22 protein-coding genes are annotated in these 18,424 nt (G+C 36.8%); 10 read left to right on the top strand and 12 right to left on the bottom strand.

Features of this window, described 5'->3' with window-relative positions:
• Window positions 1-431 precede the first annotated feature (431 nt).
• From fimA to HMPREF0693_RS14250, 6 genes are all read left to right on the top strand, one after another.
• Window positions 432-998 (top strand): type 1 fimbrial major subunit FimA, encoded by a 567-nt coding sequence (gene fimA, locus HMPREF0693_RS14275; RefSeq protein WP_004246218.1) that lies wholly within the window; start codon window positions 432-434, stop codon window positions 996-998.
• A gap of 100 nt (window positions 999-1,098) precedes the next feature.
• Complete coding sequence (locus tag HMPREF0693_RS14270) at window positions 1,099-1,797, top strand: fimbria/pilus periplasmic chaperone (RefSeq protein ID WP_004246217.1); 699 nt, start codon at window positions 1,099-1,101, stop codon at window positions 1,795-1,797.
• Between the two features lie 37 nt (window positions 1,798-1,834).
• Window positions 1,835-4,456: a fimbria/pilus outer membrane usher protein gene (locus HMPREF0693_RS14265; protein ID WP_004246216.1), complete on the top strand. Its 2,622-nt coding sequence runs from the start codon at window positions 1,835-1,837 to the stop codon at window positions 4,454-4,456.
• A 3-nt stretch (window positions 4,457-4,459) separates the two neighbouring features.
• Window positions 4,460-5,002, top strand: coding sequence for a type 1 fimbrial adaptor subunit FimF (gene fimF / locus HMPREF0693_RS14260; protein WP_004246215.1), 543 nt, complete (start codon window positions 4,460-4,462; stop codon window positions 5,000-5,002).
• Window positions 5,003-5,017: 15 nt separating this feature from the next.
• Complete coding sequence (fimG, locus tag HMPREF0693_RS14255) at window positions 5,018-5,530, top strand: type 1 fimbrial minor subunit FimG (protein WP_004246214.1); 513 nt, start codon at window positions 5,018-5,020, stop codon at window positions 5,528-5,530.
• 32 nt (window positions 5,531-5,562) lie between these two features.
• Window positions 5,563-6,495 carry a fimbrial protein gene (locus HMPREF0693_RS14250; protein WP_004246213.1) on the top strand — a complete coding sequence of 311 codons (933 nt, stop codon included), beginning with the start codon at window positions 5,563-5,565 and terminating at the stop codon, window positions 6,493-6,495.
• Between the two features lie 69 nt (window positions 6,496-6,564).
• Here HMPREF0693_RS14250 and HMPREF0693_RS14245 read toward each other — a convergent pair whose 3' ends face one another.
• A complete protein-coding gene (locus HMPREF0693_RS14245; RefSeq protein ID WP_004249589.1) occupies window positions 6,565-7,443 on the bottom strand; it encodes a U32 family peptidase in 879 nt (292 codons plus the stop codon).
• A gap of 14 nt (window positions 7,444-7,457) precedes the next feature.
• Window positions 7,458-8,453 carry a ubiquinone anaerobic biosynthesis protein UbiU gene (gene ubiU / locus HMPREF0693_RS14240; RefSeq protein ID WP_004246211.1) on the bottom strand — a complete coding sequence of 332 codons (996 nt, stop codon included), beginning with the start codon at window positions 8,451-8,453 and terminating at the stop codon, window positions 7,458-7,460.
• Between the two features lie 215 nt (window positions 8,454-8,668).
• On the opposite strand from ubiU, the gene ubiT reads away from it, so the two are divergent.
• Together ubiT and HMPREF0693_RS14230 are read left to right on the top strand one after the other, a co-directional pair.
• Window positions 8,669-9,202 carry a ubiquinone anaerobic biosynthesis accessory factor UbiT gene (ubiT, locus tag HMPREF0693_RS14235; RefSeq protein ID WP_004249588.1) on the top strand — a complete coding sequence of 178 codons (534 nt, stop codon included), beginning with the start codon at window positions 8,669-8,671 and terminating at the stop codon, window positions 9,200-9,202.
• Window positions 9,196-9,699, top strand: coding sequence for a GNAT family N-acetyltransferase (locus HMPREF0693_RS14230; protein ID WP_004246209.1), 504 nt, complete (start codon window positions 9,196-9,198; stop codon window positions 9,697-9,699). The genes ubiT and HMPREF0693_RS14230 overlap by 7 nt, the downstream gene beginning before the upstream one ends.
• A 16-nt stretch (window positions 9,700-9,715) precedes the next feature.
• Here HMPREF0693_RS14230 and HMPREF0693_RS14225 read toward each other — a convergent pair whose 3' ends face one another.
• Window positions 9,716-9,997: a GIY-YIG nuclease family protein gene (locus tag HMPREF0693_RS14225; RefSeq protein WP_004246208.1), complete on the bottom strand. Its 282-nt coding sequence runs from the start codon at window positions 9,995-9,997 to the stop codon at window positions 9,716-9,718.
• Window positions 9,998-10,283: 286 nt separating this feature from the next.
• Between HMPREF0693_RS14225 and HMPREF0693_RS14220 the strand changes: the two genes are divergently transcribed.
• Together HMPREF0693_RS14220 and HMPREF0693_RS14215 are read left to right on the top strand one after the other, a co-directional pair.
• Window positions 10,284-10,535 (top strand): YdgH/BhsA/McbA-like domain containing protein, encoded by a 252-nt coding sequence (locus tag HMPREF0693_RS14220; protein ID WP_004246207.1) that lies wholly within the window; start codon window positions 10,284-10,286, stop codon window positions 10,533-10,535.
• 115 nt (window positions 10,536-10,650) lie between these two features.
• The gene (locus tag HMPREF0693_RS14215) at window positions 10,651-11,091 is read left to right on the top strand and encodes a YhbP family protein (protein ID WP_004246206.1); all 441 of its coding nucleotides are present in this window, start codon (window positions 10,651-10,653) and stop codon (window positions 11,089-11,091) included.
• 8 nt (window positions 11,092-11,099) lie between these two features.
• Here HMPREF0693_RS14215 and HMPREF0693_RS14210 read toward each other — a convergent pair whose 3' ends face one another.
• The 9 genes from HMPREF0693_RS14210 to argF all read right to left on the bottom strand — a co-directional run bounded on the left by HMPREF0693_RS14210 (window position 11,100) and on the right by argF (window position 18,320).
• Entirely contained in the window at window positions 11,100-11,462 is a 363-nt protein-coding gene (locus HMPREF0693_RS14210) for a hypothetical protein (protein WP_012368742.1), read from the bottom strand.
• A gap of 181 nt (window positions 11,463-11,643) precedes the next feature.
• Window positions 11,644-11,853, bottom strand: coding sequence for a hypothetical protein (locus HMPREF0693_RS14205; protein WP_004246204.1), 210 nt, complete (start codon window positions 11,851-11,853; stop codon window positions 11,644-11,646).
• A 26-nt stretch (window positions 11,854-11,879) separates the two neighbouring features.
• Window positions 11,880-12,344 (bottom strand): anaerobic ribonucleoside-triphosphate reductase-activating protein, encoded by a 465-nt coding sequence (nrdG, locus tag HMPREF0693_RS14200; protein ID WP_004246203.1) that lies wholly within the window; start codon window positions 12,342-12,344, stop codon window positions 11,880-11,882.
• A gap of 4 nt (window positions 12,345-12,348) precedes the next feature.
• On the bottom strand, window positions 12,349-14,487 hold the full coding sequence (gene nrdD / locus HMPREF0693_RS14195; protein ID WP_004246202.1) for an anaerobic ribonucleoside-triphosphate reductase: 2,139 nt from the start codon (window positions 14,485-14,487) through the stop codon (window positions 12,349-12,351).
• A 345-nt stretch (window positions 14,488-14,832) separates the two neighbouring features.
• A complete protein-coding gene (locus tag HMPREF0693_RS14185; protein WP_004246200.1) occupies window positions 14,833-15,219 on the bottom strand; it encodes a RidA family protein in 387 nt (128 codons plus the stop codon).
• 337 nt (window positions 15,220-15,556) lie between these two features.
• Window positions 15,557-16,015: an aspartate carbamoyltransferase regulatory subunit gene (gene pyrI, locus HMPREF0693_RS14180; protein ID WP_004246198.1), complete on the bottom strand. Its 459-nt coding sequence runs from the start codon at window positions 16,013-16,015 to the stop codon at window positions 15,557-15,559.
• Between the two features lie 13 nt (window positions 16,016-16,028).
• A complete protein-coding gene (gene pyrB, locus HMPREF0693_RS14175; protein WP_004246197.1) occupies window positions 16,029-16,964 on the bottom strand; it encodes an aspartate carbamoyltransferase in 936 nt (311 codons plus the stop codon).
• Window positions 16,957-17,136, bottom strand: coding sequence for a hypothetical protein (locus HMPREF0693_RS14170; protein WP_004246196.1), 180 nt, complete (start codon window positions 17,134-17,136; stop codon window positions 16,957-16,959). The genes pyrB and HMPREF0693_RS14170 overlap by 8 nt, the downstream gene beginning before the upstream one ends.
• Before the next feature lie 179 nt (window positions 17,137-17,315).
• Window positions 17,316-18,320 (bottom strand): ornithine carbamoyltransferase, encoded by a 1,005-nt coding sequence (gene argF, locus HMPREF0693_RS14165; protein WP_004246195.1) that lies wholly within the window; start codon window positions 18,318-18,320, stop codon window positions 17,316-17,318.
• Window positions 18,321-18,424: the final 104 nt, after the last annotated feature.

Genomic DNA, 18,424 nt, shown 5'->3' with positions numbered 1-18,424 from the left:
TATTATCTTAATAATAATAATGTTTTTAATAAGCTTAAATAATTAATGTTATTGCTATAATAATTGATGTGAACTATTTTAAGTGCTTTTCCTTATCTTAATATATAAAAAATAAATTGATTACTTTTTATATAAACATAAAAAACAAATAATTATATAAAAACTAGTAATGACACTTAATTAAAATAAACCAATCTTATTGTAATAAATTTAATTTAGAAGGGCTAAATAAAATAATCAAAATAAAACATTCAATTAAAGTAAGAATAAAAATTTTAAAAAATTAATTGTTAAATTTTAATTAAGTATTATTATATTGATGTCAATTTAATTTCTTAGTAACGTTTATCTTATTATCTAAATAAGATAAAAGTCTATGAAAAATCGTAATTAAATGTGTTTATTATTTTCTAGGAATTAAGGTAATTTATATGAAACTTAATTATTTGAAACTTTTTGTGATCTCTGCATTATCTGTAGGTTCTGTTTTTGCTGTTTCAGCTGAAGATCCTGTAGGAAATGGACCTGTAACCGTGAATGGTGGCGAAATATTTTTTAAAGGTGAATTAGTAAATGCAGCATGTGCTGTTGACTCTTCATCTGATGGCCAAATAGTTAAATTAGGTCAAGTGAGAACTGCAAAATTAGCGAAAGCTGGTGATTTTAGCGAAAATACTAATTTTACTATCCAATTAAATGATTGTGACTCTAAAGTAGCTAGTACTGCAAAAGTTGCTTTTACAGGGGTTTCTGCTGCAGGACAAGATGACGTATTAGCAGTATCTTCTTCTTCTGCTGGTGGTGCTAAAAATGTCGGTATTCAAATTTTAGATAGTAAGAGTGCACCAATGTCTTTTGACGGCGCTGGATTCGGTAATGCAACTAAATTACATGATGGAAAAAATATTATTCCATTCCAAGCAAGATATTATGCTTTAGGTGCAACTGAACCTGGTATCGCAAACGCGAACGCAACCTTTGCTGTCCAATACGAATAATATATAGCCTTATACTATTTTTTAGTATAAGGCTTTTTTACTTTTTTGTGGGTTATTTTAATAAGACATACACCAAGATTAGCTATAGTGGATTATAAAAATGAATAGTATTCTAACTTTTTCTAAAATAAAGCTTCTTTTTTTAATGCTCTTAACTCTATGTGTCATTAACCAAGCATATGCTGCTGTATCATTAGGGGCAACTAGAGTCATTTATTTTGCAGGTGAAAAGCAAGTAAAATTACCAGTAATTAATAATGATGAAAAACGTTATTTAATACAGTCTTGGATAGAAAATAGCGAAGGAAAGAAAGATAACTCTTTTGTTATTACGCCTCCTCTATTTTCTATGCAGGGTAAAAAAGAGAATACTTTAAGAATTATAGATGCAACTAACAATAAATTACCGAAAGATAGAGAAACTTTATTTTGGTTGAGTGTAAAATCTATCCCCGCTGTAGAAAAATCACTTGCTAATGAGAATATGTTACAACTTGCGATTATTAGTAAAATAAAATTCTTTTATAGACCAAAAGATCTCACCATATCTCCAGATGAAAATTATAAAAAACTACAATTTAAACGTAATAATGACACACTTATTATAAAAAATCCGACACCTTATTTTATTACGATGACTGAATTAGAACTTGGTGGTAAAAAATTAGAGAACACTATGGTTCCACCTTTTGAAGATAAGCCTATCTCTATTCCAACATCAGCTTATGGGAAACTCTCGTTTCAAACTATTAATGATTATGGTGCCATCACACCAAAAACAATCGTCGACGTTAGATAATCATTATTTAATATTGTAGAATTGAAAGAGTGATATTATGTCATTTTCAACAGGTATAAATAGCTTAAGCGGCATAAAAATAAATAACGTAAAATTATTTATTTTTATACTTGCGCTACTATTTTCAGTTGACTCAAAGTCTGAGGAGGAGTTTTACTATAACCCCTATTTCTTATCAGATAACCCGGAGTCTGTCGCTGATCTATCTTCTTTTGAGAAAGGATTAGAAGTACCTGAAGGTAATTATCTGGTTGATATTTACTTAAATGACATATTCTTAAAAACCCAATATATCAATTTTATTGAGAATAAAGGGCAGCTATCACCATGTATCACAAAAGCAGAGCTAAAAAGTTGGAATGTTAATTTAAATCTCATAACGGATGAACAAAATAAAGATAAAAATAATGTTGAACAGAAAAATGAGCTCGATGAACATTGTCAGTCACTTACTTCATTAATTGCTCAAGCCACAGCAAATTTTGATGTTGGTTCACAAAAGCTCAATCTCACTATACCTCAAGTATATTTAGTCAATCAGTCTCGAGGCTTTATTCCACCAGAGTTATGGGATGATGGTATTGTGGCTGGATTTATTACCTATATTTTAAATGGGAGTAAAACTCGCAACGATGGTAGCCCAGATACTCATTTTACTCATCTCAATTTACAAAGTGGGATCAATCTTGGGCCATGGCGTCTTCGTGATAACTCTATTTATTCTTATGATTCTATTAATAAATCAAGTTGGAAACATCTGAATACTTATATAGAACGTGGTATTAATAAATTATATTCTCGTCTTATTATTGGTGATAGCTACACACAAAGTGAAGTTTTCGACAGCATCAACTTTAGAGGCTTTCAGCTGTCATCTGATGAAGTTATGTTACCGGATAGCCAAAGAGGTTTTGCTCCGATTATTCGAGGTGTCGCCCGGACTAATGCCGAGGTTACTATACAGCAAAATGGTTATGTGATTTACCGTAACTCTTTTCCACCGGGTCCTTTTGTTATTGATGATCTCTATTCAACAAGTAACAGTGGCGATTTAGAGGTAACCATTACTGAGTCTGATGGTTCAACACAAACCTTTACTGTGCCATATTCATCAGTCCCTTTATTACAAAGGGAAGGGCATACCAAATATTCAGTGACTGTAGGTAGTTACCGTTCGGGTAATGATGAGCAGGAGCGGCCTTATTTTCTACAAGGATCAGTGATCCACGGCTTACCTGCGGGTTGGACCATTTATGGAGGAACCCAGTTATCCAAAAATTACCAAGCGGCAAGTATTGGGGTAGGTAAAAATATTGGGCGTTTTGGGGCTTTATCATTTGATATTACCGAAGCGAGATCAATACTACCCGATGACTCTACACACCGTGGGCAATCGATACGTATTCTTTATAATAAATCTATCAATGAATTAGGCACAAGGGTGCAACTTGCCGGTTATAAATATGCGACGAGTGGTTTTTATACTTTAGCAGAGACTACTTATAAAAAAATGAGAGGAAATTATATACAAACGGAGGATGGTGTTGTTGAAGTTAGTGGATTACCACAAAGTTACTACGACCTTATTTATAATAAAAGGCAAAGGATACAACTCAATATTACTCAAAAAATAGGTGATCAATCTACGTTATATATTATTGGTACTAATCAGCGTTATTGGAATTCTAAAAAACAAGATAATCAATTACAGATAGGCCTTAATACTATTATTAAAGGTATTAATTTAGGCCTAAATTATAGCTTATCTAAAACATCATGGAATGATAGTAAAGATCAGATGCTAGCATTTAATACTAGTATTCCTTTTAGTAACTTTATGCGTTCTGATAATGATTCTATATGGCAAAATGCGAGTTTAAGTACTAACTCCTCGCATAACATGAAGAAACGTTTTAACAATACTATAGGATTAAACGGTACATTATTGGAAGATAAAAACTTAAGTTACAATATTCAAACAGGTTATTCTCATGAAGAAGAATCGGACTCAACAGGATATGCCTCATTAAGTTATAACGGTTCTTATATGAATAGCAATATAGGTTATAACTATACCGATACATCACATCAAATAAATTATGGTATGAGTGGCAGTATTTTAGCTCACTCAGGTGGTATAACACTTAGTCAGCCTATATATCAAACAGCGGTGTTAGTAAAAGTACCTGAAGTTAAAAATATAAAATTAGAAAACAATAGTGGCATCACGACAGACAGTAATGGTTATGCGGTTTTACCTTATGTTTCTGAATATAAAGAAAATCGTATTGCATTGGATACCAATTCATTCTCTAACAATATTGAAATAGATAATGCGGTGAAAAGCGTAGTTCCTACTCGTGGAGCCATTAGTGCGATCACATTTGAGCCTAGTGTTGGGATAAAAGCAATTACGACATTAACCCATAAAGGGAAACCAGTACCTTTCGGGGCTATCGTTGATTCAGGTAATAATACTGGGATTGTGGCAGATGAAGGAAAAGTTTATTTAACAGGGTTATCACCTTCAGGACAATTAAAAGTGAATTGGGGTAGTAAGAAAGAGCAACAATGCTTAGTAAATTACACATTACCACCACAAGATCCAGATAAACTTTATGTTGAATATAGTGCAGAGTGCCACCCTATTAAGGAATAAATAATGACTAATAATATTAAGGGTATTTTGACAACACTATGGTTATTTTTCTTATCATTATCACCTAATGTTGCATATTCTGCCGATAGCATTATTCAAATAACAGGTTATATGAGAGATAACACCTGTGCAGTTGCACCAGAATCACAATACCAAACTATTGATTTATTAAATAATGAAGTTAAGCGGTTATATAAAGTGGGAGAAACAACACCCTTTATTCCTTTTCATATAATACTGGAACCTTGTGGAGAATCAGTGATTGCTGTGAAATTCTATTTTAATGGTATTTCAGATAGAAATAATCCTTCATTATTAGCGTTAGATCCGATAGCAACATCTGCTTCTGGTGTTGGAATACAAATATTAGATAGTGAAAGGTCACCCATTCCTATTAATCCAAGTAGTGACCAACTTAAATGGATCCCCTTAGTTGCAGGAAAAAGTAACACCGTTTTTTTCTATAGTCGATTAATGGCATCCGATATGCCTGTCTTAGCTGGAAAAATTAAAGCCAGTGCCACTTTTACACTCGAGTACCAATAGAGATAAAGAGAATCAATGATGAAATATAAATGGCGAGGAGTAAAAAACGTAATATTTGCTATTTTATGCTGCAATACTTCATTCGCTATGGCTGCAGATGCAACAATTACTGTTAATGGAAGTGTAATAGCAAGGCCTTGTGAAACAATCACAAAAACAGCCAATGTGGACATGGGCGACCTATATACATTCGATTTTATGACCCCTGGCTCTACCTCTAAATGGTATCCCGTTGATTTGGAGTTAAGAAATTGTCCTATTGGTACAACTTCTATTGAAGCGACATTCACCGGTCTTGATGATAGTACTGGATACTATAGAAATCAGGGCTCAGCTAAAAATCTTCATTTAGAATTACAAGATACTGCAGGTAATAAATTAAGAAACGGTTCAAAAAAAGTGGTTGAAGTTGGTGAGTATTCGTTTGCCGCAATCTTTCCTTTACGAGTAAGAGCCATCTCTGTAAATGGTAGACCTACACAGGGATCAGTACAGGCAATAATTAATGTTACCTATGTATTTATGTAATTGTTATTTAATTAAATTATAGAAAAAACATTATGATAAGCTATAAAAAAACAATGCGTTTTTTATTGTATTTAAGCTGCGGTTTATTTTCAAACTCAGTACTATCATTTACTTGTAAAGTCGCTTCAACGGGACAAATTGTCGGTGATGGTGCTGCTAATATACGCGTTAATTTAACGTCTCGAGTTGAAGTAAACCAGAATTTGGTAGTGGATTTATCTCAACAAATTCTTTGTAAAAATGATTCTTATGGTGGACCTAGAGATCCAATAGACGTTGACCATGTTAATTTAGTTAGTGGAACGACTTTTGGAGGCGCGCTGAATAATTTTGACGGCTCTTTATTATGGTATAACAGTTATTATCCTATTCCTCTTTATTATGATACAAAAGTTATTAATATTAAAGACAGAAATTTTATCCCACTAAATCTTAGATTGTATTTGAAAAGTATTGGTGCTGCGGGAGGGAAGCAAATAAATAAAGGGGATTTAATTGCAAAAATAGAAATGTACAAAATTGCAGATTGGGACGGTGGGCACCCTCGTTTTTTTACATGGAATATTTACGCATTAAATGATGTTATTATGCCTACTGGGGGGTGTGATCTTTCTAGTAGAAATGTCACGATTAATCTTCCTGAATATCCGGGTAATGCGCAACCTATTCCTTTATCTATTTTTTGTCCTAGACAACAAAATATTTCTTACTATTTAACAGGAACAACGTCTGATGTGAATAATACGGTCTTTACCAATATATCATCTAACTCTCCTGCTAAAGGGGTTGGAATTAAAATATCAAATAATAATGGTGTTATTCCTGCTAATACACCGGTCAAATTAGGCAATGTGACGAATAATAGTGTGAGTTTAAGGCTATCTGCTTCGTATGGTGAAACGGGAGAAAGAGTAAGAGCGGGTAATGTAAAATCCGTTATCGGTGTGACCTTTGTTTATGAGTAGATATTTATTAAAATAAAGTGGAATAATAATTTTATTTTCCACCTTATTTAGATTTCAAAAAATATCTACTTATTCAACTAATTCTAAACCAGCCAGTTTACGCCAATAACCATTACAATCATGATGATGGATGGTGTTAATAGGGTGTGCGCCTTGTTCATTTTGGCGAAATTGTTTTAAGGTAGTAAAAACTTCATCAGACTGCGGTGAAAGACGGACGATATCGACTAAACCTGCCATTGAGGTTAAATCATTACCTAAATTGTAACAGTAGCCACTTTGCGTTTGAATACCATTTAAAACAAACACCTGTTGGTTTTCTTGTGACAATACCTGACGGCCTTGTGGGTATTTTTGACAGCAAGTTTCACAATCATCTTTAGCACGATTTTCTGAGCGAGCAGTAAAACAACGCGCTGAATAAGCCAAAGGAAGATGACCATAAGCGAATACTTCTACTTCAAATTTATCTCTAATCGCTAATTCTTCACATTGAATTAAAAGATTATTTAACCACTCACGAGACAGTTCAACTGGCATACACCAACGTATCATGCCTTGTTTCTGTAATAAACGTAGTGCATAAGCGTTATAGCAGTTTAATCCATGGCCTGCTACAAAAGGTAAATGACGCTCATAAAGCATATTGATCACACCAAAATCATGAGCCTCAACTAAAAATTCACCGTTATCCACCAGCTTTGCTATCTCTTTTAGTTCAGAAGGCGCTTGTAGTAGTGCTAAGGTAGAAAGGATCACTTGTTTACCACTTTTAGCCACTTCTTTGGCCAGATTAATCCAATCTTGTGGTTTAGTCTCACGGCGCTTACTACAGACTGTTTCGCCTAAGTAGATAATATCAGCATCGCTCTGTTTTGCTTGCTGATAAAATGTCTCAAGTGTTTCTTTTTGCCAATAATAAAGTACAGAGCCTAATGCGTATTTCATATTATTATCCCTTATTATTGCCATTTCCGGTGGTAAGCACCTAATGTTGTTTGTGTTCCTTCAGATATTTTTCCTAATGCACTCATCCAACGCGGTTGGGTTTTAAAACCTTGAGGATCTTTTTTACATTGGTCAATAGCTGCACGCCATACTCTTGCAACTTCAGTAACATACGCGGGGCTACGTTGGCGACCTTCAATTTTGACAGAGGCAATATTCATAGCCATAAGTTCAGGTAGTAGCGCTAGCGTATTTAAGCTGGTTGGCTCTTCTAAGGCGTGATAGCAGTGTTTATCAACAAAATAACGTCCTTTACATAAAGTAGGATACCCTGCATTTTCATCAGGAGCATAACGGTCTATTAAGACATCATTGAGGCGAGATTCCATACCTTGTGGTGTTTGCTGCCAACGGACAAAACGAGCTGGGGAACAGGCTCCGACAGTATTAGGCGATTCACCAGTTAGATAAGAGGAAAGATAACAGCGTCCTTCAGCCATGATGCACAAACTACCAAAGGCAAAGACTTCTAAAGGAACAGGACTACTTTGAGCCAATTGTTTGACTTGATGAATAGAAAGAACGCGTGGTAGTACAATACGTGCAACATCAAAATTGCGTTGATAAAATGCGATTGCCTGAGTATTAGTGGCCGACGCCTGTACCGATACATGACGCTCTATCTGTGGATAGCGTTCAGCTGCGTACTCTAGCATAGCAATATCGGCCAAAATTAATGCATCGGCACCTAAATGAGCCGCCATATCAATGGCTTTTTGCCAGCGTTCAAATCCATCAGGATGAGCAAAAGTATTAATGGCAATATGCAGTTTTCGCTGGTGGCGATGTACGTAATTGACGGCTTCTTGCAATTTCTTTTCTGTGAAGTTTAAGCCAGCAAAATGGCGAGCATTGGTGTCATCTTTTAAGCCGATATAAACGGCATCTGCACCATTATCAACAGCGGCTTTTAATGCGGGTAAGTTACCTGCTGGGCACAACAATTCCATCTTCACTTCCCTTTAGAGATTAAAAATGATCAGAAATTGTAATAAGCAGGATAAAAAAAGGTTTTGATTTAGGGCAGAGAATATTGAGTTTTACTTAAGTAAAATTAAATAACTCAAAATATGAACAACCGATTAACGGAATATTGATGTAGGATCGCAGAATCGCTATCTATATCTGGCACAATAGCCGCAATTAAATGTTAAGGAGTCCGAAAGTGTTTAATAAAATTCGCACCCGCCTAGTTAAAGATGGCCCTCGTTTCTTGCGTTACCCTTTGCAAATCACGCCATTTGCTTTGCAACGTGATATTTTAGAACAGTTTTTAAGTTGGCAATTCCGCGAAGCATTAGCTGAGGGGGATTTACACTTCTTGGAAGATAAATGGCTAAAGGTAGAAATTAAAGATTTACATTTGCAGTGGTTTATCAGTGTTTGTGATGATAAATTAATCGTAAGCCGTTCTGAAAAAGAAGATGTAAGTTTTAGTGGTAATGCTAACGATCTTATTTTAATTGCCGCGCGTAAAGAAGATCCGGACACCTTGTTTTTTCAACGACGCTTACAAATTGAGGGCGATACAGAACTTGGGTTATATGTTAAGAACCTAATGGATGCAATTGAGTTAGACTCTATGCCATCTGTATTGCGTTTTGGTTTACTACAATTGGCTGATTTTGTGAAAAGTGGCCTTCAAGATGAAGTTGAAGACACCGCACACAGCCATGAACTGAGCTCAACTTCATGCTAATACGTGTTGAAATTCCTGTTGATATTCCTGCTATTGATGATCTTTTACGCCAATCATTTCCAACAGGCGCAGAAGCCGATTTAGTTGGTCACTTACGTGAAGAGGGATTATTAACCTTAGGTATGGTGGCAATCAATGACGAAGGCCGGATTGTTGGTTATATCGGTTTTACACCTGTAGATATTGAGGGAAAAGATTGCCAATGGGTAGGACTTGCGCCATTAGCTGTGGCGCCACAATACCGTGGTCAGGGCATCGGTCGTCAATTGATTAATGAAGGGCTTGATAGCCTTAATGAGTTTGGTTATGGCGCTGTTGTGGTATTAGGTGAGCCAACTTATTATCAAAAATCAGGTTTTATACCGGCAAAATCACAAGGCTTGCATTGCAAATGGCCGAATACAGAAGAAGCATTTCAATTTTATGCTTTAGATAATGGCAATGTTGATGATATTCACGGCTTAGTGAACTTTTCGCCGTTATTTGATGAGGTTTAATAATCGCATCTTTTCATTATGCTAAATACTGTGCAACGTCTGAAGGCTGATCAATGATCAGCTTTTCTTTTTGTATTTTTTTTAACTGTTTTAAACGATATTCAAGTTGAGACGCTTGTTGCCTATCGCCAACTTGGCAATAAAACTCCAATGATAATGGGCCTTTCCCTCTTAGTGCTTTCGCGCCAGTTCCATTTTGATGCTGATTAAATCGTCGCTCAACATCCGTTGTTATTCCGGTATAAAGAGAGCCAAGACGATTTCTGACAATATAGATTGACCATTGAGTATCAGCCATCTTTTTTCCTTTTTGTGCTACTTATGATTTTAATAAACAAAATTTCTTAATTTCTAACGGTAGTTATTAACAAACAACTAAGTTTCAAATCTTGTAATTATATCAACACGTTGTAAAAAATTTATGACGTAAAAAACGTTTTTCTAAAAAAATACATTCAATTATTTTGAAAAAGAACAGCAATAATTGCTAATTTTAAAGTTAAATTAAAATGCATAATATGATCCACATCACAGAGACACACTCCGCGATAGATAACAAATTTAGAATTTAATTGGAGTTCATCATGAAAAAATCTACATTAATCGCTGCAACATTAGCTTTAAGTGCTATTTCATTCGGTTCAATCGCTGCTGACAGCGTAGCAACTAGCCATACCTCTACTGGTGAGTATATCACAATTACAGGTAACGATACTTTAGATGGCTTAACAACTAAAATTGCACAAATCGCAAAAGATGAAGGCGCAACTGGTTATAAAGTTATCGGTGCTACAGGTGACGATTATCTGACTGTAAATGCGGAAATTTATCGTTAATTTATCATTATTCTCGATAAGTTACCTGCACAAAGAGACACGCGGTAAGACGCTTGTTTTGGTGATATAATTATCACCTAAACAGCGTCTCTTTTAGTTTCTATGCAGGTAAATTATGTCTACGCCAGACTCGATCAAAATAATTAAACAATATATAGCCAGTCACCATGTGTTTACCTTATGTACAACTCGTGCATTAGGGGATATTTGGTGCGCGAATTGTTTCTATTGGTTCGATGAAAGCAACATGCGACTTGTTTTTCTCTCAGAAAAACATACACGACACGCACAAATGATGCAGGAAAATTTATTTGTTGCGGGCAGTATTAGTACTCAAGAGGTTTCTGTCGCCAATCTGCAAGGCGTTCAATTCACCGGTACAGTGTCTTTATTAACCGCTAATGACGACATCAGAGCAAGAAAACAGTATTGCTTACGTTTCCCTGTGGCGCTAGCCGCCATCCATGTGCCTTTATGGCAATTACAATTGCAAGAAATTAAAATGGTGAATAATCAGCTCGGCTTTGGTACTAAGCTCTTTTGGCAACGTCACTAAGTTACTGCTTATTGCCAAAAGTAGTAATTTTTTTGCTCCCAACCTTTTAAAGACATACATGAGGTATAGAATGTTTTTCTATCTTCTTGATTAATATCTGCTACATAGCTTTCTGTCATCGGAACACGTTCTGTATAGGTCTTTTTATCCCCACAACGCTCTTTGTCGTCTTTACGGCAAGTTTTTTCTACATCACGATAAACGGTGTGCTGTAGTACCTCTTTACGAATAGGGTAACGTGTATTCGCATCCAAATCACAAATTAACTTTGCTTCTTGTAATGTGTAATCGGGTACCCCTTTAGGCTCCCATTTACTACTACACCCAGTTATTAAAACGATTGAAATTAAAGGTAAAAAAACAAATTTCATATTAAATATTGTCATAAAAAGAAGAATTAAGAATACTAATCATAAAACAAAACTAATCACTTTGACTATTGTTTTTGAAAATGATTCGCATTTGATAACGGAGGTGACTAAATAGGAGCGCTTTATAATAGTGAAGTGATCCCCAGTAGTAAGGTGATTTATCACTGGGGATCATGGGATATTACTCAAATAATGAAAGATTTTTTTCTATCTCTGCATCTATTTCAGTATGTTGGAGATGTTTAACACCAAGTTTCTTTTTCAATTCACTGCCTAGCTTCACGAGTTGATCTCGATTGGCTTTCGATTGCTTTTTACCCCATTTTTTTAAATGGTAGTTCAGTTCATGATCTTCAGAAAAGCTTACATATTTATTATCACTTAAAGGCATATATCCTCCAGTTAATTCAATGTGTATTACTTCAATTTATGGATCACCTGATTACTACTACCGCGCCACAGTAATGCGGGATCATAAAGTTCTTGTACGAACTTGCCGTCAATCAGTACGTTAATATAGCTAACGACTTCTTGTTGCTCTGGGGTTAAGTCAGCCAATAAATAGCCTGTCCAAACCCAAATATCTTTCTCAGGGCATTGCGTTTTAACACGTTTTACCAATTTTAATATAGCAGAAAGATTTTGGGGGTGCAGGGGATCACCACCGGAAAGTGATAGTCCTTGTCGTTTAATACGAGTGTCTTGTAAATCAGCAATGATCTGATCTTCCACTTCTTGGGTAAACGGCTTGCCAGATGTTAGTGACCAAGTTGATTTATTATAGCAACCACGACATTGGTGTACGCACCCTGCAACAAACAGGGTGCAACGTGTTCCTGGGCCATTGACAACATCAACAGGGTAATATTGATGGTAATTCACAGTATTAACCTAACTGACCATTAGCCAGATGTTTAACTCGACGTTTAACTTCTTCTTGTTTACCGGCATTAAATGGACGCGAATCAGGACTGCCTAAATAGCCACATACACGGCGTATCACCGAGACTCTTGCAGGGTTGTGATTACCGCATCGAGGGCAGGTAAAACCTTTACTGGTACAAGAAAATTCGCCGGTATAACCACAGTCATAACATTCATCAATAGGGGTGTTTGTGCCGTAGTAAGGGACACGGGTGTAGCTATAATCCCAAACGTCTTCTAATGCTTTTAGGTTATGTTGTAAGTTTGGATATTCGCCATAGCATATGAAACCACCATTGGCTAATGGCGGGTAAGGGGCTTCAAAATCCAACTTATCATATGGATTGACTTTTTTCTCTACATCTAAGTGGAAACTGTTGGTGTAATAACCTTTATCAGTCACCCCCGGTATAATACCGAATTCCGCTGCATCTAAACGGCAAAAACGGTCACATAAGTTTTCACTAGGTGTACTGTAAAGACTAAAACCATAGCCTGTTTCTGCTTTCCATTGATCTGTCGCTTCACGTAAACGCTGAATAATTGCTATTGCTTTAGCTCTCAATGTTTCATCATCAAAGACGTGTTTTTGCGTACCAAATAAGGCATTAATCGTTTCATGAACACCGATATAACCTAATGAAATGGAGGCCCGGCCATGTTTAAAAATTTCAGCAACACTGTCATCCGCTTTTAAACGTACGCCACAAGCACCTTCCATATAAAGAATAGGGGCAACACGTGCTTTGACGTTTTCTAAACGAGCAATTCGGGTCATTAAGGCTTTTTTAGCCAATTCAAGACGTTTATCAAGCAGCGACCAGAATGCGGCTTCATCTCCTTTGGCCTCAATGGCAATACGTGGTAAGTTTAAACTGATCACCCCTAGATTATTGCGCCCTTCGTGGAGCATCTCGCCATTTTCTTCATAGACGCCTAAGAAGCTACGACAACCCATTGGGGTTTTAAACGAGCCGGTTACTTTTACCACTTGATCGTAATTTAAAATATCAGGGTACATCCGCTTGCTTGCACATTCTAAAGCAAGTTGTTTGATGTCGTAGTTAGGATCACCAAATTTATGGTTTAAGCCATCTTTAATAGCAAAAACCAGTTTGGGGAAAACCGCCGTTTTGCGGTTTTTACCTAAACCCGCCATGCGATTTTCAAGGATTGAGCGTTGAATTAAACGTGCTTCTTTTGATGTGCCTAGGCCAAAGCCAAAGGTCACAAAAGGCGTTTGACCATTAGCCGTATGTAGAGTGTTAACTTCATATTCTAAAGATTGAAAAGCGTCATAACACTCTTTTTCTGTACGTGCGTTGGCATAAGCTTCTTTATCCGCTATTTGCCATTCTTGCGCCACTTTATAGTGTTTGTCGTAACTGGCTTTGACAAAAGGTGCAAGGACTTCATCAATACGGTTGATTGTCGTGCCACCATAAATATGACTAGCGACTTGAGCAATAATCTGTGCAGTCACCGCAGTGGCTGTTGAAATGGATTTTGGCTGTTCTATTTCTGCATTACCCATCTTGAAACCGTTGGTTAACATACCATTGAGATCAATCAGCATGCAGTTAAACATAGGGAAAAAGGGTGAGTAATCGAGATCATGATAATGAATTTCACCGCGCTCATGAGCGAGTACCACATCTCTTGGCAGGATATGTAATTTTGCGTAATGTTTAGCCACAATTCCCGCAAGTAAATCGCGTTGGGTTGGGATAACTTTACTGTCTTTATTCGCATTCTCGTGCAAGATAGAGACATCACTCTGTTCGATAAGACCGCGGATTTCCTGAGTTAATCGTCCTCGTTGCTCACGAGCAACATCTCGGTCATGACGGTATTCAATATAAGCTCTGGCAATATCTTTGTGCTCGCCAGCCATCAGCTGATTTTCAACGGCGTCTTGGATCTCACGGATATCGACATTCGAACGTCCTGCGAGAGATTGTGAAACAGATTGAGCGACAAACTCACAATAATCATCATCAGTGATCTGACAAGCTTCGGCTGCTCTTTTGATAGCATCGCTGATGCGGGTTTGGTCAAAAGAGACTTTACATCCGTCTCGTTTTATCACTATGGTTTTCACAATCTGGCTCCTTAACTATTTATCCACAGGCTCTAATCCCATAAAAACAGGTGATGGCGTAGCATTGAGACTAATTGTGGATAAGGTGTGTATAATTACTATATCTTGTATCTGTGTATTTATTAAAGCACAATATATAGTAATTGGAAGCGAAATAATCTTGAGTAAAACTGATCTAAATCAAGGTATTTTTGCTACATCAGGCTTGGAGAGGGCTTGGCTGAATTGTAAATCTGAGATAAAAATGGCAGTAATAAATGATTGCTCATTTATTGAGAATATAAAAAAAGCAAAGTGCTCATAAAGAGTACTTTGCTTCTTTGATATGACAGGTAGAAAAATAAATTAGCGGATCGCGATAACTTCGATTTCTACTTTGGCATCTTTCGGTAAACGAGCAACTTCAACACAAGAGCGTGCTGGGAATGCTGCATTATGCTCTTTAAAGAAAGCTTCATAAGCTGCATTAATAGTACCGAAATCATTTAAATCTTTTACGAAAACAGTCGTTTTAATGATATTAGCAACGGTTAGACCTGCTTTTTCAATAATTGCTTTGACGTTTTCTAAAGATTGACGTGCTTGCTCTGCCGCATTGTCAGACACAAACTCACCCGTAGCAGGATCAACAGGTAATTGGCCTGATGTGATCACTAAATTACCTAAATCAACACCTTGTACATAAGGGCCGATTGCTGCAGGGGCTTTTTCGGTATTAATTTCGTAAGACATGTAGAACTCCTGTTTTTATAAGATTCATGCTAACGCTTGATTAGCTCAGCGCTATTATAGCCAGCGCAGAAGACGAGCAATATGATAGATATCAGGCTTTATCATAAAGTCTATAGGTATAAAAAGAAAATAATCCTAACGCTTTCTCGCCTTTTTATACAATATTTAGCCCATCTAAATCCCCCATTTATAGCAATTTTTTTTCTAAGATAGTGCTTATTAGCTATTTCTATTTTTTCATAAAAAGGGATCAACGCGATTGAGAGGGGATTATTCTATTTTTAGGGTAGGTGTTTACTATCTGCCCTATCAAGCAGGGCAGATAGCCAATAAGAAATCAACGAATAACGGCGTGGCGCTCAAATTCTTTTTCGCAATATTTGCAGGTTAATACCACGTCAGACGCGAATTTTTTCACGCGAAAGCTACTTTGTACCGGCTCATTATGGCTAATACAGTTGCTATTAGGGCAGGGTACAACATCTTCGAGTAATTCAGGTAAACTTAGTGCCATTTTATTGACGACTTGGTAGTCATCAATAATATTAACCGTCGCTTGAGGGGCATACATTGCTAAGCGATTTGCCTGCTCTGCGGTTAAAAAGACATTTTCAATTTTGATTAAATCTTTTTTACCTAGGTTTTCAGAAGGAAGATTAAAACCTACCGTTATTCTTTCGTCTGTTTCGGTTAAACGAAATAGAGATAGGATCTTAAAGCCCACCTGCGCCGGAATATGATCAATAACAGTCCCACGTTTGATAGCTTCAACTTTTAGTTTGTGATCATGAGTCATGGTGTGCTCCTTATTAAAGAACTAAGTTTTTATTTAGAACTAAGGCAAGTAGTGCCTGACGCGCGTAAATACCATTACCTGCTTGTTGGAAATAGTAAGCATAAGGGGTGTTATCAACATCGGTGGTAATTTCATCGATACGTGGCAGGGGGTGTAATATCTTAAGATTATCTTTTACATTCACCAGATCAGCACTGGTTAAGATAAACTGGGCTTTGACATTGGCATATTCAGAAGGATCAAGGCGCTCTTTTTGTACCCGAGTCATATACAGGATATCTAGCTCTGACATCACTTCATCTACAGTTTCATGCTGACTATATTCAACACCATGCTCTTCGAGTAAATGCAAGATATGCTCTGGCATGGCCAGCACTTTTGGGGCAATAAAATAGAGGTGATTTCCTGTAAATTTGGCTAATGCTTGGGCTAGTGAGTGTACTGTGCGACCATATTTTAAATCACCTACCATCGCGATATTGAGGTTATCTAATCGGCCTTGTGTTTCTTTAATGGTAAACAAGTCTAGTAACGTTTGGCTTGGGTGTTGGTTGGCACCGTCCCCAGCATTAATAACGGGGATATCCCCAGCAAATTCAGAGGCCAAACGTGCCGCACCTTCTTGAGGATGACGAATAACAATGGCATCAGCATAAGTACGTAGTACAGAAATAGTATCAGCTAAGGTTTCCCCTTTTTTACCTAAAGAGGTGTTACTACCATCTGCAAAGCCAACCACAGACGCCCCTAAACGGTGGATTGCTGTTTCAAAAGATAAGCGAGTGCGGGTGGAGGCTTCAAAAAAACAACTGGCAATCACTTTGTCTTTTAACAATTGGCTATTGGGGTGCTGTTTTAATTTGTCAGCAACATGGAGAACAGACTCCAGATCGTCTCGGTTCAGATCATTGATGGAGATAATATGCTTATGATAGAGCGGATTAGTCATTAGAGTTCTCCTTTGATGATACGATAAATGGTGCGATATGTGTTTTTCTACAGACCAAAAAAAACCCCTCAATGAGAGGGGTTTTAAAAAATAGCTTTTTGGAAAAAAGAGAGCGCTTACGACCGGTTAGGGTACGTAATGTGACAACAACTTGGCATTGGCGCTGTTTCATCTTTCCTCCTGACAAATTGTGGCGCATTATACGCATCTTTATCTTACACGCAAGCGTTTGCTTTTAATTTTTTGCAAAAAAATTTTTTTAATTTAAAAATCAATTAGCTTAAAGAAAAGGCAAAAAAGCACCCTTTGTTTAATCATTAAAAAACGGTGCTTTTGCATGAATATGTATTTTTAAAAAGGATTTGCTAAGGTCGCCACCATAACCGCTTTAATCGTGTGTAGACGATTTTCTGCTTCATCAAACACAATACTGTGTTTTGATTCAAAAACCTCGTTAGTGACTTCAAAACCACCATATAAGCCAAATTCTTCCGCTAATGCTTGCCCCATTGTTGTCTCTTCATCATGAAAAGCCGGTAAACAATGCAGAAATTTAACGTCTGGATTACCCGTTAGTTTGATTACATCCATATTAACCTGATAAGGTTTGAGTAACGTAATACGCTCTTTCCAAACTTCTTTTGGCTCTCCCATAGATACCCACACATCCGTGTAGAGAAAATCGGCGTTTTTAACGCCTTCTGCGACATTTTCAGTTAAGGTAATTTTCCCCCCATTTTGCTGAGCGATATTTTGGCATTCAGCGACTAATTCTGCTTGTGGCCAACACGCTTTTGGTGCGACTAGGCGTAAATCCATTCCTGTTAAGGCAGCCGCTTCGAGTAGGGTATTGCCCATATTGTTACGTGCATCACCAAGATAAGCAAAAATGGTTTCTGATAATGGTTTTGTTTGGTGTTCAGTAATAGTGAGCAAATCCGCTAATAATTGTGTGGGGTGAAACTCATCGGTTAATCCATTCCAAACCGGTACATCAGCATATTTTGCCAGCATTTCTACTGTTTTTTGGCCATAACCACGATATTGAATACCATCATACATACGTCCTAACACGCGAGCGGTATCTTTTATCGATTCTTTATGACCGATTTGGCTTCCTCCGCCGAGATAGGTTACATTCGCACCTTGATCAAAGGCGGCCACTTCAAAGGCACAACGGGTACGGGTGGAATCTTTTTCAAAAATCAGCGCAATATTTTTTCCTGTGAGATACTGCTGTTCATGGCCTGATTTTTTTGCTTGTTTGAGTTCTAGTGATAAAGCCAGTAATTGTTGTATTTCTGCTGATGAGAAGTCGAGCAAACGTAAAAATGATCTTTGGTAGAAAGGGTTCATAGATAAGTATCCTATAATTGAATTTATATTCAATTTAATACAATAAATATTCATCATCAACCCTTAAACGTCACTTTTGAATGAAAAACTCTGCGATATGAGCC

The sequence above is a fragment of the Proteus mirabilis ATCC 29906 genome (assembly GCF_000160755.1).
Taxonomy (GTDB): domain Bacteria; phylum Pseudomonadota; class Gammaproteobacteria; order Enterobacterales; family Enterobacteriaceae; genus Proteus; species Proteus mirabilis.
The sequence above is the reverse complement of the archived record's forward strand: the minus strand, read 5'-3'. Positions and strand labels throughout refer to the sequence as shown.